Here is a 14,355-nt window from a genome sequence, read left to right on the forward strand (position 1 = left end):
ATCAAATAGAAATGCCTCCAATGCAAAGGGAAGTGATTAGATGAAAATTTGGAAACGTGCACGGCAAGTGGTTGAAGAGAGCAAAAAGAAACCTTCCCCGGCACAGTCTGGGAACAAACCAGCAACCGTACAGTTGGCAGCTATCAAAAAAGATCTGACAGATATTGATGATGCAGTTTTCAAAGACTTTCAAACGAAAGAAGGTCTTATCACAGTAGTTTACTTGAGTTCACTAATCGATCCATTAATTTTGCATAAAGCAATTATCTTACCTTTGGTGAATGAACAGAAAGAAGTCCTCAAATCCTTTGATCCAATGGACGGCTCTAATAAGGAAAAACTAATTATGTCCATTGTCAACGGAGATACCGTCGTCTTCCACCATGAAAAACAACAATATTTACAGGCACATACATTCAGCCCTCCGGAACGGCCCGTATCCACTTCTGAAATGGAGTCCAGTGTCATTGGTCCGCAAGATTCATTCACGGAGTCCTTGAAAACAAATTTATCGCTTATTAAAAGGAGAATTCAACAGACCGGATTGAAAAGTAAGGACTATACCATCGGCCAAGAGACGAATACAAAGATATCCGTGTTATATATTGAACATCTTGTAAATGATGAAAACCTCCAGCGAATTAATGACCGCATCAATAAGTTGGATTTCGTGGGGTTTTTAGATATCACGATTCTTAAACAATTGGTTGAAGACAATCCGTTTTCTCCATTTCCGCAATATGGTGCCACGTCAAGACCTGATGTTGCAGTGAATTCCTTATTGGATGGCCGTATTGTCATCGCAATGGATAATAGTCAAAGTGTTATGGTCTGCCCTTCGTCGTTTATCGAAATGTTTAATTCTCCGGAAGACTTTTATAACCGTTGGACGACCGCCACTCTTCTAAGATTTTTAAGATTTGCGGGCTTCTTTATTACCATCATGCTGACACCGATGTATATTTCTGCACTTTCCTATCATCCGGGCATTCTCCCGTATGAATTGCTTATCATGATCCAAGAATCTCGAAGCAGAGTACCATTTCCTCCTGTAATTGAAGTGTTGTTCATTGAGTTGGTTATTGAAATCTTGAGGGAAGCCGGATCACGAATGCCTACAAAAATTGGTCAAACAATCGGTATTGTTGGAGGTATTGTAATCGGTACAGCGGCGGTTGAAGCTGGTCTTATCAGTAATACACTCATTGTTCTTGTAGCAATTTCTGCTTTATTGTCTTTCTTGATGCCCAATTTCCTTATGAGTAATGCCAGTCGCTTCGTTCGATATATTTTCATCTTGGCAGCAGGATTGTTTGGTTTGCTTGGTCAAATGTTGGCTCTTGCATGGTTATTTAATCATTTATTAAATTTAACTTCATTAGGTACGCCGTATATGACACCTGTTATTCCGCGCTCTTGGTCTGATCTAAGGGATAGCATTGTTCGTTTTCCATTGGCATTTCTCCAAAAACGAACGGGATTGTCCAGAGCCAAGAGAGAGAAAAAGCCTACAAAATAAAGGGGTGATTGCATGTGGATGTAAAGAAAAAGAAAATACTAAATGGGTACCATGTGGTTTTCCTGGTCCAGAATATCATGGTAGGCATGGGTTTGTTGTCCATGAATAATTCTTTGAGTCCCGTTGGCTATAGTCAATGGTGGTTCCCTATTCTTTTTGGCTTAATTGCCAACATCACACTCATTCCAATGATTTGGTTGGCTTTACAGTATAAAGATGATGACTTGTTTGATATTCATGAAAAATTGCTGGGCAAATTTATCGGTAAGACGCTGAATAGTTTTCTGATTTTATACTCCATCGTGCTATTTGCTGCGGTCATTCAAAATTACTTGGATTTAATCCAAGTCGCTGCTTTGCCGCAACGCTCAATTACAGGCCATCTGATTTTGTTCATTGTCTTGACCGTTTTCATTATTAAAGGGGGTATTAAATCCCTTGCCAGATTTTGTATCGTAACATTCTTTTTGACAGGGTGGATGGTCTATTTTTTACGATGGGGCTTCGTGGATGGAGAGATACGCCATCTCTTGCCTCTCTTTAATTTCACAGCTTCAGAATTTTGGGACGCAACCAAAAAAGGATTCAATACATTGGTTGGATATGAATTAATTATGTTTTACTTCCCTTATATACGTCATCCCGAAAAAGCTTTTAAGCATGCTTCAATCGGCATTTGGATAACCATATTTTTTTATTTGGCAGTTGGGATTGTAGGTGTTATGTACTTTACGGAATGGCAACTTGAACATTTGCTCTTTCCCGTACTTAAATTATTCCAAGCGGTGGACTTATCGTTTGTCGAGCGAATTGATACTTTTGGTATCACCATTTGGGTGTTTTTGATTTTGACGACAGCTGGTGCTTATTTATGGACAGCGAAGAAAGGAATCGACTCCGTCCGTAATAAGAATAGTCAATATCATATATATGTCACGGCGATTTTGACCTTTATCATAATTAATCTCCCAGTTTCACAAGCGATGAGAACGACATTGTATGAAAATACGTTTTATGTGAGTTATGGGCTGATATTATGGCCAATCCTGTTATGTCTGGTGCACTTAGTCCGAAGGAAAGTAAAGAGGTGATCAAATGAAAAGATGGTTTATGATAATTATAAGTTCTTTTTGTTTATTGCTGAGCGGGTGTTCTACAGAACAAGGTTCCCAGCCATCCTTGGAGAGATTGGGGATGATTAGTGTCATTGGGTTCGATTATATAGATGATGACCAAATGAAGATGACTGTAATCATGCCCCAACCGGCCATTGAAGCCATGAAGCATACACAAGTTATTACAGTTGAAACGGATATGATTCATAAAGGATTGGTTGAAATCTCATCAAAAGCAGATAAAACCGTTTCATTGACACAACTCCGAGTCATCTTATTCAGTGAAGAATTTTCAAAAAAAGGAAAAATGAAAGAAATGGTGGAATATTTATATAAGGATTCAGAAGTGAGATCGAACTCTTATGTGGCTATAGTGAAAGATTCGGTTGAAGAAGTACTGAGTAAGGAGTATCCAGATAAACAAAACACAAGCGTCTATATCAACAATTTATTTCAACCAAGGCAATATACGTACTTCAGTCCATTCACAACGATTCATGAATTTGTCTATGACGAATCGAATCCGCTCATAGACTCCATTGCACCTTATGTTGAATTGAAGGACGGGATCATTCATATCGAAGGGATAGCGGTTTTCAGTAACGGGAAGATGAAAACAATGTTCACTCAACAAGAAGGAAAGACCATTCAAATACTGCGTGGACAAAAAAAACTATCCGTATTTGCTATTACTCTTAATGATGATTCTGAAAGTAAAGAGAAAGTCGCCTTGGAATTCATTACATCAAAAGCTAAAATTGAGACCAATCATAACTTTGACTCACCAAAGGTTAAAATTACAATGAAATTTGAAGGTACTTTAAGTGAATATGAAGGTGGAAAGGATCTTGCAAATAAACACGAACTGGAAAATCTCGAAAAAGAGGTAAGTAAAAGTATTGAGGATGATGTTCGAACTCTGTTGGAAAAATCTCGGGACTTATCGATTGAACCAGTTGGACTGTTTAAGGCGATGCGTATGCGTTATAAAGGAGATTGGCCGAGCGAATTGACTCAAGAATTAATGGCCAAAGCTGAATTTGAGATTAAAGCGGATACAAGAATCTTGAGTGCTGGTACATTAAAATAACTCGTTCTAGCAAAGCCAATAGGGCAATCGTATACATTACCATTCACGCATTTATATTTTCTACAGTCTGAAACCTGTTACAAGCAGGTTTCTTTCTTTACTTTTTTTGTGGTATCTATATACTAAAATCCCCCTAAAAATTGCACTGCTTTTGCCACTGCTACTTTTTCACGCTTTTGATTGGGTGGGTAGCGGTTTTGTGGTTCATTTTTTTTATTATCAATGGATCATAATAGATCAATGAAACCAATTAAAAAAAGTTATCCACATAATTATCCACAAATTCTGATAGTTTGAAACTTCACGCTCTTTTACTCGTATTTATAGATGAATGATTTATTTAAAGGAGGAAATAAGATGTTCAAAAAATTAGCAGCAGATGCACTTGGGTTGTCTGATATAGGGATTGTCGTTCCGAAAGCGGATTTTGATAAAACGGAGTCTGATGATTTTCTTATGCATGAATCCGGTGAAGAAATCTTTTTCCTGATTAAAACTAAAGCAGATGAATATTGCTTTACGAATAAAGCGTTGATTCATGTTGATGGTGCTAATGCCATTAGCAAGAAACGGACGCTTAAACGCTACGAATATGCGTACCATCCAATTACAAATGTCACGTTGGAAACAGCTGGAACAATTGATTTGGATGTAGAAATTAAATTCACGATCGGCAGTATTCCGATGACGGTGGATATTCACAAACGCTTCTTGGCGGAAATTAAAGATTTGTACAAAGTGTTGTTTGCGATTTCGCTTGAAGTAAAAGAAAACGAGAAAAAGTACGCCATTGCAGAAAACAGTTTGTCCTATGCTTCTCAATCGATGGGTCGCGTTGGAAATAATGAAGTAACCCCTGCTCAATCGTTCGAAGAAATCACCCGTTTCGCACATGACTGGATGCAGGAAAGTCGATCTAAATACGGAAAGAAAGACTTTAAAGATACATTTGAGCTGTACATCAATCAATAAATAGCAGAGATTTGAACCGTCCGTCTCAACTGAGAATGGGCGGTTTTTAAAATGAAAGTATACAACTTTGATGTGCCATGAACCAAGCGTTTATGGTATTTTTATTACTAATCTAGTGGTAGGGGATCATCATAAATTTTGATGGCACTTTACAGCCTAATCCACGTAATAAATGTAAGGCAGGGACCGTAACGAAGACTCCTGTGGGAAAAGCTTGAGCTGAAGACCCCCGTAGGTGGCTGAAGCCAAGCCCGCGGAAAGCGAAGTGGAGGGCCCTGCCAATTTTTTAGCAGAATAAAGAGGAATGTTTACTTATGGTGAATTGATTCTAAAAGAAAGGGAGGAGAAATAAATATGTGTGGACGCTACAGTTTGTTCGCAGAATTTCGAATCATAGAAGAACGTTTTGGTGAAGCCACTTTTGAAGAAGAAGATTACGAAGAAAGTTATAATATTGCCCCTTCACAAATGGTTCTTTCAGTCATAAATGATGGCACAAAAAATCGATTGGGTTATTTGAAATGGGGGTTCGTACCTACATGGGCAAAGGATCCAAAAGTCGGATTTAAAATGATCAATGCACGAGCAGAAACGGCTCATGAAAAGCCCAGTTTTCGTGAAGCGTTCAAGAAGAGAAGGTGCTTGATTGTCGCAGACTCATTTTATGAATGGAAACGTGAAGAAGGACGAAAAATTCCAATGCGCATCAAAATGAAAAACGATCAGATTTTTGCGATGGCAGGGTTATGGGAATCCTGGAAAGATGATAACGGCAAACTCGTTCACACATGCACGATTCTTACCACAGAAGCGAATGGATTGATGTCATCCATCCATGAAAGAATGCCAGTCATTCTTAAGAAAGAGGATGAGCAAAGCTGGTTAAATCCGAATGTACATAAAGTGGAGGAACTGAGACCGTTTTTAATCCCATTGGAAGACGGTTTGCTCGAAGCATATGAAGTGTCCGACAAAGTGAACTCTCCCAAAAACAATGCCCCAGAATTGATTGAAAAAGTGTCGGGATAAAAGGAGATGTGGTTAAGGATGCCGATTTTACATGTTGACAATGTAAGCAAATCTTACGGGAAGCATCAGATTTTAACAAACGTGAATCTAACTGCGGAAACGGGTCAAATTCTCGGACTCATTGGACCCTCAGGCTCTGGAAAAACGACTTTAATCAAACTCATTATGGGAATGGACGTACCAACAACGGGAGTGGTCGAAGTGCTTTCAAAAAAAGTTCCGAATCTGGATATACTCCGGCAAATTGGATATATGGCTCAGTCTGATGCTCTTTATCAAGATTTAACTGGCTTAGAAAACTTGTCATTCTTTGCCTCGATGTTTTTAATGAATAAGAGCGAACGAAAAGACCGGATTGCATATGTTACACGCATTGTTCAATTAGAAAATGCCATCCAAATGAAAGTGTCAACTTATTCAGGCGGCATGAAACGTCGACTGTCACTAGCGATTGCACTGATTCAAAACCCTGAGATACTGATACTTGATGAACCTACGGTCGGCATTGATCCGGAGTTAAGAAAATCCATATGGCAAGAACTGTCTAGGTTGAAGACTGAAGAACATAAGACGATTGTTGTAACTACGCATGTCATGGATGAAGCGGATAAATGTGATATGCTCACCATGATTAGAGAAGGGAAAGTAATTACAACAGGAACACCACATGCCTTAAAAGTCGAGTATGAGGTCAGTAATTTGGAGGAAGTCTTTCTAAAAGCGGAAGGGGTACACCGTGCGCATTAGAGCTCTTATTAAACGTATCGCTTTGCAGCTTTTTCGGGATAAACGGACATTGGCTCTTCTATTTGTGGCACCATTACTAATTTTGACGCTTATGCATTTTTTGTTTACTAGCAATGAAGTTGATTCAATGTTAGGTGTTGAAGGTGTATCCAATGAAATGTTGGAGCAATGGAAGAGCAATGGTTTAGACGTTGTCACTTTTCCAATAAACAGTGATGTAAAGAAATCCATATTAGAACATGACTTGGATGGGTACCTTGTTGTTAAAGGACCAACGATGACATTGACACTTGAAAATACCGATCCATCCCGCTCAAAAGGACTGCGGGCAAAAGTTCAACAAGCTTTGGTCGGAAACTTAAATGGAGAGAACTCGTCGGAAATAAAAACAAATTTTGTATACGGAAGTGAAGAAACTACTTTCTTTGATGTGTTGAGTCCTATATTAGTCGGATTTTTTGTGTTTTTCTTTGTGTTTTTAATTTCAGGGATTGGTCTACTTCGAGAAAGAATGACCGGTACACTCGATCGGTTATTATCTACTCCGATTCAAAGATGGGAAATAGTCTTAGGTTACTTGATTGGATATGGGTTATTTGCCATCATTCAAACGATTATTGTCGTAACCTATTCCGTTAACGTTTTGGACATGATCCTGGTTGGTTCGTTTTGGCATGTACTCGTAGTAAACGTATTAATTGCCCTGGTGGCCCTAAGTTTGGGGATTCTTCTGTCTTCCTTTGCATCGTCGGAATTTCAAATGATTCAATTTATTCCATTAGTGATTGTCCCGCAAGTGTTTTTCACGGGAATTATTCCTGTTGATGGAATGCCTGAATGGTTGCAAGCATTATCTAGATTGATGCCGATTTCGTATGGTTCAGATGCGTTAAAAAGTATAATGTACAAAGGATACGGTTTGAGTGATGTGATATCAAGCTTGATGGTGTTAATAGGTTTTGCGATTTTGTTTATATTGCTTAATATAGTTGCCCTTAAAAAGCATAGAAAAAACTAGAGGTGAACATCGTGATTGAAACAGAAAGACTTGTTCTTCGGTATTTAACTCCAGAAGATGCGGAGTTTATTTTAGAACTTTTAAATGAACCGGATTGGATTAAATATATCGGGGACAGAGGCATTCGAACCGTCGAAGCTGCCAAACAATACATCGTCGAGGGACCGATGGCTATGTATAAAGAGCATGGCATTGGTTTGTACTTAATTGAAATAAAAGCAAGTGGAAAACCGATTGGGCTTTGTGGGCTCCTTCATCGAGATTTCCTGAAAGATGTCGATCTTGGTTTTGCACTTCACTCGAATTATTGGGGAGAGGGCTACGCTTATGAAGCGGCAAAAGCAACATTAGCTTATGGTGCTGATGATTTAGGCTATCGCCGAATTGTTGGATTTACTTCACTTGATAATGAAAAGTCAGCGAACCTCCTGCGAAAACTGGGAATGAAAGATGAAGGCACCATCAAATACGCATCTACTGCGGAAGATGTCCGGTTGTTTGCAAAAGAATTACAATAAAAAAGATTGAAACGAGCTAACTTAGTCCGTTTCAATCTTTTTTTACTTAAAACAAATTATACGCCTGGAACCCAACCTGGATTTTTTAATATACGCTGCCAAAGTGGTGTGGGCATTTCCAATTCTTCTTGCTTGTTGATATCTAGTTCGGTCACAATTTCATCCTCGCGACCTTGTTCGATTTTTTGCACCCACTCAGGGTCAATTAATAGTTCTCGGCCTAGACCGATTAAAGGAATACCGGAAGTCAGTGCTTTTCGAGCATCCTCGGCTGAGTAAATTGAGCCTACGCCGATAACAGCCACCCGGTCACCGACAGCGTCTTGAATGATTTCGATGCGTGAACGACTGTCTTCAACTCCTCTTTTTGGAGTAGACCAGAAATCCATAAGTGAAACGTGTAGATAATCCAAATTCTTATTAGCCAATCTGTCAATCAAGACCATAGTGTCAGCCATCGTGATGCCAGGAGTCTCTGGTTCTTCAGGAGAGAAACGATAGCCAATGATAAATGGCTCTTTTGCATGTTCTTTGACCACTCTTTGTACTTCATCCACAACTGCAAGTGGGAATGTCATGCGCTTTTCTAACGATCCGCCAAAACGATCCGTTCTGCGATTGGAATGCGGAGAAAAGAATTGTTGAATGAGATAGGTATTAGCTCCATGAATTTCGACTCCATCATATCCTGCTTCGATTGCTCTTCTTGTTGTTTCACCGAAATCACGAATGATTGATTCTACTTCAGTTTCAGTGAGTGCGCGGGGGACAGGTTTACCTTCGCCTTCAGATGGAACATCACTGGCGCTGACCACATCTCCGTTTGGGGCGATATCCTTAGGTACTTGGCGGCCTGCATGGAAGATTTGTAAAATGGCTTTCGCACCTTCGCTTTTAATGGCAGTAGCCAAGCGTCGAAGGCTCGGAATCATTTCGTCCGTATGACCGGCAAATTCTCCGGGGAAACCTTGTCCATTTGGCGTGACATATGTACAAGCCGTAATGACCATGCTGACCCCTTTGGAGCGGCGAACATAATAGGCAACTTCCGCGTCTGATACTGTACCGTCTTCATTTGACGAGTAATTCGTCATGGGTGCCATAACTACACGGTTCTTTAGTGAAATACCATTTTGAAATTCAAATGGTTCTAGTAATGGGGCATATTTTTGGTTGATCATAGATTAAATCCTCCTATTTATTATTAGTCTTTTATATTAGGGAAACTTTTCATTCTTTCGGTGTAACTTTTACCCCTATTGGGGCAACTAACCAATTGTCTCCAAAAAAAATGAAGAAAAGTATAGTGTCACTTTATGCCTTCACTAAACCCCAGTCAAAAATTATGCCTATTGAAAACACATTGTAATAGAAACAACATGGTTTAGAAAAAGGGATTGTATACTGCAAGGTAGAAGTTAGTACTTAGAGAAGTCTAAAAGAAAATAGGTGATCAAGAATGAGGATTCGAACTGAAACGAAAAATGATTTTAAACATGTATTCAATCTGAATTACACTGCTTTTGGAAATCGAGATGATGAAGCCAAGCTGGTGGAGCAAATTCGTTTTTCGGATGGTTTCATTCCGGAATTATCGATTGTCGCAGAGGCTCAAGGTGATATCGTTGGCCATCTACTGTTGAGCAAGGCAAAACTGACTAATGAAGATGGAGATAAAGAAGTGGTCGTTCTGGCACCTGTGGCTGTATTGCCTGAATTTCAGAAAAAAGGCATTGGCAGCAAGCTGATTAAAGAAGGATTGAAAAGAGCAAAAAAAGAGGGATATGGACTCGTATTTCTTATTGGACACCCAGACTATTATCCGAAGTTCGGTTTTCAACCAGCGAGAGCGCATGGGATGGAATTGACACAATTTCAAGTGCCTGACGACGTTTTTATGGTTTGTGAACTAATAAATGGTGAGCTTGAAAACAGTGTTGGTGAATTACATTATCCGAAAGCGTTTTTCGCTGCGGCAACTCAAAAATAGATGGTTTTCTACTTTATCTTAACGAGTGCAAAATGATAACTCCAAATTACAATAGTTAGCAAACATCCACCTGCAAAATAGCCAGCCAATACATCACTTGGATAATGAACACCTAAATAAACGCGGCTAATTCCAATGGCTAAGATCATGAATGTAGATAGAGATAGCAGTAGGAATCTACCCGCAAGTGATGGAATATGACGCCACAAAACAAACGTAAGAATTCCATATATACATATAGCATTTGTGGCGTGGCCGCTTGGAAAACTATATCCACCTATTTCAACAAGTCTATGCAAATCGGGACGTGACCTCTGAAACATATGTTTTAATGCACGGAAGAGATAGTGAGAACTTAGCAGGACGATAATGAAAAGAAGAAGTTCCACTCGATATTTTAAAAAGAAATAAAAGAGTATGAAGATGATAAACGCAAAAATATGAATGGAAGATCCTGAGCCAACTTCTGTGAAAAAAAGCATGAAATTCGTTAAAGTTGGGGTCTCAAAATTTTGTGCAAACGTGATGATGACGTAATCAAAATGGTCAATATGATTCCCTTTGATTAGTAGCGATATCATAGTGAAACCACCTATCATAAGACCTATTACTAGGGTATACAGCGTAGTGTGATACTTCGGTAGCATTCGTTCAACAAATCCTTTCAAACCACGAGTATGAAAAACTCCTTTTTTACAGTTCACCCAAAATATAGAAAAAACTGTATACTGAAAGAAGGGGGAATATTTATGAAAAAATACTTAATCGCAAGTTGTTTCCTATTGTTGACAGCTTGTTCAAATGAATTGGACACATCACAACTAACGGAATCAAAAATGAGTGAAGAGGGATTCATCAAGTTTTATAATGCGCCGTCTCTAGAAGTGGCGATTGATGCTTTACCCTATGAAGTTAATTTGCCCGAGGAATTGCCATTCAAAACCGAAGGATTCAAATCTCTAGGAATTACAGATATTGGTGGAAAGGGTCGAAATCCAGATGCTCAATTTATGGCGACTGGCGACCAAGAAAACAACTTGCTGCTGTCCACTACAATGGGGAACATTGACTATGCAGATACTACTCCAGAAGAAATTACGTTAAATAATGGCTATCAAGCTCAATATACCTTACCCAACCATCTTGATGTAATCGTCAAAGATATTACGTATTCATATACTTTGAATATGTCAGGGCTTGAAGAGAATGAATTAAAAGATGAGTTGTTGAAATTAGCAGAGCAGCTAGCTGAATAAGGTTATAAGAAAGAGCCATTCTATCAATAGAATGGCTCTACGTATTTATTTAATTCGCATAAACTCTACAACTTTACGATCAATCATGCCGCGATTCTGAACGCGTTCATCGAAATTCTCAATAAGGTGGTACGACTGAACTGCATCGAGTAAATCTTCATGGTCGGAAAGCTCTCGTTGCAAATGGCCATTTTCGTACAATAGGTTTTGCAGTTCTTCTGCCAACGATCCTTCAATCGCAATGATATCTTCAGGTAAAGTAGGTTCGAAATACAGCTGATGCAATTTTAATAAGCGTGCCAACTCTTGAACCGGTTCTTCATGATCATCCACCCGTAAATCAATATAGCGATCATTGTATCCGCCATAACTGCCATTTTCTTTTACAATCAACAAGGCAGCAGACTGTTTCCCTCGACTGTCACCACCTGCCGTATCACCTGCAAGTAGCGCAGAAAGCAAACGTTCTGCCAATGACCCTTGAGTTTGCAAAAATGTGGATTCCATCGTTTCTGCAGTTTGCTGATCAACCAGAATATTTCCTTGTACGGCAAAGTTATCTCCGGCAAAACCACCAGCCCAGTCATAACAGTCTTCACCAGTAAACGTGACACTTCGCCCTTGTGCATCTACAATGCCAACTTGTCTGGATGTAAATTTTTCATCGTTACAGATTAATTGGTCCAAAACCTCTTGGGGGGAAAGACCTTTTTCAAGCAATTCCAAACCATGTTTCCCATAATCCAAGTTCGCCCAGGACTGCGTGGCAATGGCACCAACACCAGCCTTCGCGAATGGAACAACAGCCCCTACACTCAAGAATTTAGATGCTACGGCTACTCCAAGCTCTTTTGTTTCTGAATCGAAACCTACGATAGAATAAGTCATGACCGCACTCCTTTCGAAATAATAGAATGATAGGTAGAATCATCACAAATGACCGTCAATATAGCATCGGAAGGAATCTCTTCCTGTAACCGACGATTGATGTCCATTTTCTGACGATCGGCAATTAATGTTGCGCCATGTTCTAGTAATGCATGAAAAGCATCTCCATATGTTTTCCATTCAGGGCGTGTTGGTATTTCAAACAAATCCTCGCCCACGGTACGACTGATCAATTGTGTCACGATGTTGCCAACATTTTGATGCATGGCAGAGCGGACAGCGAGTAAAGAAATCGTTTCTTGGGACAAAATAAACTCATCCACTTTGACATGTGAGAAGTTGGCGAGTTGTTTTTCTGTCATTACTTCCACCGTCGTATGGACATTTGAAGCAAGACGTTCACAAGTAATTGCAATCGTCAGTGTCTTGGCATCACGTAAAGATGCGACTGTAATGTTTTCATCTGCAAAAATGATGACAGATTTCGCTTTTGCAATATTTGCCTGAATAAAAGGTCCTTCTTCGGATGGATCACCTTGTACATAATGGACACGTTCCATGCTGACATCTGTCGGCGATGTAGGCAGCGTATCAATAATGACGATTTCCACGGAAGGATCTGATGAAAGAATTTCTTTAAGTGCCATTTCTGTTTTCTTTCCCCATCCGACAATGATGATGTGATGTTCATGTGTATAAGCCAACTTGCCTTCCTCCTTACGTTTTCTGAAAATGGAAAACGCATCTACTATTTTCCCGATGACAACACCGAGTAACCCAATTCCTAATAAGTACATCATGACTGTAAATAATCTGCCTGCACCGGTAACAGGCGAATAATCTCCGTACCCTACGGTAGAAAATGTGGTCATTACAAAGTAAAATGATGTTAACAAACTTTCAAACGTTTCAGGTTCCAACAAATAAATGGTCACAGTACAAAAAACAATAAAGATTAATGCTGCAAACAATAAGGTTAAATTTTTCATACGGACTAGACTGAGTCCGACCTTCAGGAAAAAATGCATGGTTCAATCTCCAATCGCCAGAATCTTTCGATAAATTTAGTTTACACGTTTTCATATACAGGCGCTAGAGAACGAACATAAATTAAAACGTTAAGGGAAAACTAGATTGAAAGAAATTCAAGCAATAACAATATCGAGAATGTGTTCAAGAGTGGGAGGAATTGAGAAAAATGGTCAACATATTAGTTGATGCAGATGGTTGCCCGGTTGTCGATAGTACGATTCAAATCGCTATACGACATGACATGCCTGTCACTTTATTTTGCGATACAGCGCACAATATGCAACGTGAAGGTGCAAATACCGTGATGGTCTCTAAGGGAATGGATGCAGTGGATTTTGTGCTCGTCAATCGCGTCAGGCCTGGAGATATCGTCATCACTCAGGACTACGGACTGGCTGCTATGGTATTGGCCAAAAGAGGTCTTGTAATGGACCAAAATGGTCGTGAGTATACGAACGAAAATATTGATCAATTATTAGATAGTCGTCATATTGCCAAGAAAATTCGTCAGGCAGGCGGGCGAATGAAAGGACCTAAAAAAAGAAGAAAAGAAGATAATGAGAACTTTGAACGAAGGTTTGAAGCGCTAATTCTCCAACAATTAGAGAAATAAAATTAAGACCCTCATAGGTTTGCCCAAATCACACATACTAAACAAGATTTCTTCTTTTCATTCTTAGAAAAAAGAGGTGAAGGGCAATGAGTAAAAAACAACCACTGGATTCCAAGTCAGCGGAGTTACATCATAACTGGACAAGGCCTAAGAAAGCTAAATCACAAGTCAACGGGAACACAGAAGAATCACAAGCGACTCAGATTTTAAAAACCAGCGCCAAAATTTACCGAAACGGATAAGTTGAATAAGAAGAAATTGGGACCCGGAAATTTTTCCGGGTCTTTTTTTGTTGTTGGAAAGAACTTTTAATGCTATGAAAGCTGCTCAGTTTTTTGTATTAAATTCTAGGTAAATTATAGCTGATTCCTACGTGAACCTCGATTTTTCCTACGTCAACCTCGATAATTCCTACGTCAACCTCGATAATTCCAACGTGGTCTCTTAAGCCCCCTTAAAGTTTTAGACACCATAAAGTAAGCGAGTTACAATATAACCAAACTTGTGAGCGGATGTTTAAATCGAATAGGAGGGGAAAGAAATGCCTAATAAGAAAATTGCCGTAGTT

Annotated in this window: 16 protein-coding genes; 12 read left to right on the plus strand and 4 right to left on the minus strand. The window is 39.3% G+C overall.

Translation table 11 applies throughout. The features are described 5' to 3' along the window. Positions 1-40 precede the first annotated feature (40 nt). The 8 genes from M9R32_RS13845 (at position 41) to M9R32_RS13880 (ending at position 8,008) form a co-directional block, all read left to right on the plus strand. The gene (locus tag M9R32_RS13845; RefSeq protein WP_269927339.1) at positions 41-1,519 is read left to right on the plus strand and encodes a spore germination protein; all 1,479 of its coding nucleotides are present in this window, start codon (positions 41-43) and stop codon (positions 1,517-1,519) included. A gap of 14 nt (positions 1,520-1,533) precedes the next feature. Beyond that, the gene (locus M9R32_RS13850) at positions 1,534-2,610 is read left to right on the plus strand and encodes a GerAB/ArcD/ProY family transporter (RefSeq protein ID WP_269927340.1); all 1,077 of its coding nucleotides are present in this window, start codon (positions 1,534-1,536) and stop codon (positions 2,608-2,610) included. Positions 2,611-2,629: 19 nt separating this feature from the next. Further along, positions 2,630-3,724 carry a Ger(x)C family spore germination protein gene (locus M9R32_RS13855; RefSeq protein WP_269927354.1) on the plus strand — a complete coding sequence of 365 codons (1,095 nt, stop codon included), beginning with the start codon at positions 2,630-2,632 and terminating at the stop codon, positions 3,722-3,724. A 357-nt stretch (positions 3,725-4,081) separates the two neighbouring features. Beyond that, the gene (locus tag M9R32_RS13860; RefSeq protein WP_269927341.1) at positions 4,082-4,696 is read left to right on the plus strand and encodes a PH domain-containing protein; all 615 of its coding nucleotides are present in this window, start codon (positions 4,082-4,084) and stop codon (positions 4,694-4,696) included. 354 nt (positions 4,697-5,050) lie between these two features. Then, positions 5,051-5,725 (plus strand): SOS response-associated peptidase, encoded by a 675-nt coding sequence (locus M9R32_RS13865; RefSeq protein WP_269927342.1) that lies wholly within the window; start codon positions 5,051-5,053, stop codon positions 5,723-5,725. 18 nt (positions 5,726-5,743) lie between these two features. Further along, the gene (locus M9R32_RS13870; RefSeq protein WP_269927343.1) at positions 5,744-6,472 is read left to right on the plus strand and encodes an ABC transporter ATP-binding protein; all 729 of its coding nucleotides are present in this window, start codon (positions 5,744-5,746) and stop codon (positions 6,470-6,472) included. Next, on the plus strand, positions 6,462-7,490 hold the full coding sequence (locus M9R32_RS13875) for an ABC transporter permease (protein ID WP_269927344.1): 1,029 nt from the start codon (positions 6,462-6,464) through the stop codon (positions 7,488-7,490). Before M9R32_RS13870 ends, M9R32_RS13875 begins: the two co-directional genes overlap by 11 nt. Positions 7,491-7,501: 11 nt before the next feature. Next, complete coding sequence (locus M9R32_RS13880; RefSeq protein ID WP_418936249.1) at positions 7,502-8,008, plus strand: GNAT family N-acetyltransferase; 507 nt, start codon at positions 7,502-7,504, stop codon at positions 8,006-8,008. 56 nt (positions 8,009-8,064) lie between these two features. Here M9R32_RS13880 and M9R32_RS13885 read toward each other — a convergent pair whose 3' ends face one another. Next, entirely contained in the window at positions 8,065-9,189 is a 1,125-nt protein-coding gene (locus M9R32_RS13885) for an NADH-dependent flavin oxidoreductase (protein ID WP_269927346.1), read from the minus strand. A 278-nt stretch (positions 9,190-9,467) separates the two neighbouring features. Between M9R32_RS13885 and M9R32_RS13890 the strand changes: the two genes are divergently transcribed. Beyond that, on the plus strand, positions 9,468-9,998 hold the full coding sequence (locus M9R32_RS13890; RefSeq protein WP_269927347.1) for a GNAT family N-acetyltransferase: 531 nt from the start codon (positions 9,468-9,470) through the stop codon (positions 9,996-9,998). A gap of 8 nt (positions 9,999-10,006) precedes the next feature. Here the strand turns inward: M9R32_RS13890 and M9R32_RS13895 are convergent, their stop codons facing one another. After that, the gene (locus M9R32_RS13895) at positions 10,007-10,579 is read right to left on the minus strand and encodes a phosphatase PAP2 family protein (protein ID WP_269927348.1); all 573 of its coding nucleotides are present in this window, start codon (positions 10,577-10,579) and stop codon (positions 10,007-10,009) included. A 168-nt stretch (positions 10,580-10,747) separates the two neighbouring features. On the opposite strand from M9R32_RS13895, the gene M9R32_RS13900 reads away from it, so the two are divergent. Continuing rightward, positions 10,748-11,254 (plus strand): hypothetical protein, encoded by a 507-nt coding sequence (locus M9R32_RS13900; RefSeq protein ID WP_269927349.1) that lies wholly within the window; start codon positions 10,748-10,750, stop codon positions 11,252-11,254. A 45-nt stretch (positions 11,255-11,299) separates the two neighbouring features. Here the strand turns inward: M9R32_RS13900 and M9R32_RS13905 are convergent, their stop codons facing one another. Both M9R32_RS13905 and M9R32_RS13910 read right to left on the minus strand, forming a co-directional pair. Further along, positions 11,300-12,142, minus strand: coding sequence for a DUF1028 domain-containing protein (locus tag M9R32_RS13905; RefSeq protein ID WP_269927350.1), 843 nt, complete (start codon positions 12,140-12,142; stop codon positions 11,300-11,302). Next, the gene (locus tag M9R32_RS13910) at positions 12,139-13,170 is read right to left on the minus strand and encodes an ion channel (protein WP_269927351.1); all 1,032 of its coding nucleotides are present in this window, start codon (positions 13,168-13,170) and stop codon (positions 12,139-12,141) included. The genes M9R32_RS13905 and M9R32_RS13910 overlap by 4 nt, the downstream gene beginning before the upstream one ends. 170 nt (positions 13,171-13,340) lie before the next feature. On the opposite strand from M9R32_RS13910, the gene M9R32_RS13915 reads away from it, so the two are divergent. Both M9R32_RS13915 and M9R32_RS13920 read left to right on the plus strand, forming a co-directional pair. Further along, positions 13,341-13,787 (plus strand): YaiI/YqxD family protein, encoded by a 447-nt coding sequence (locus M9R32_RS13915; RefSeq protein WP_269927352.1) that lies wholly within the window; start codon positions 13,341-13,343, stop codon positions 13,785-13,787. An 86-nt stretch (positions 13,788-13,873) separates the two neighbouring features. Next, complete coding sequence (locus tag M9R32_RS13920) at positions 13,874-14,029, plus strand: YpzG family protein (RefSeq protein WP_269927353.1); 156 nt, start codon at positions 13,874-13,876, stop codon at positions 14,027-14,029. The last annotated feature ends 326 nt before the right edge of the window (positions 14,030-14,355 follow it).

The sequence above is a fragment of the Paenisporosarcina quisquiliarum genome, assembly GCF_027563315.1.
GTDB lineage: Bacteria > Bacillota > Bacilli > Bacillales_A > Planococcaceae > Paenisporosarcina > Paenisporosarcina quisquiliarum.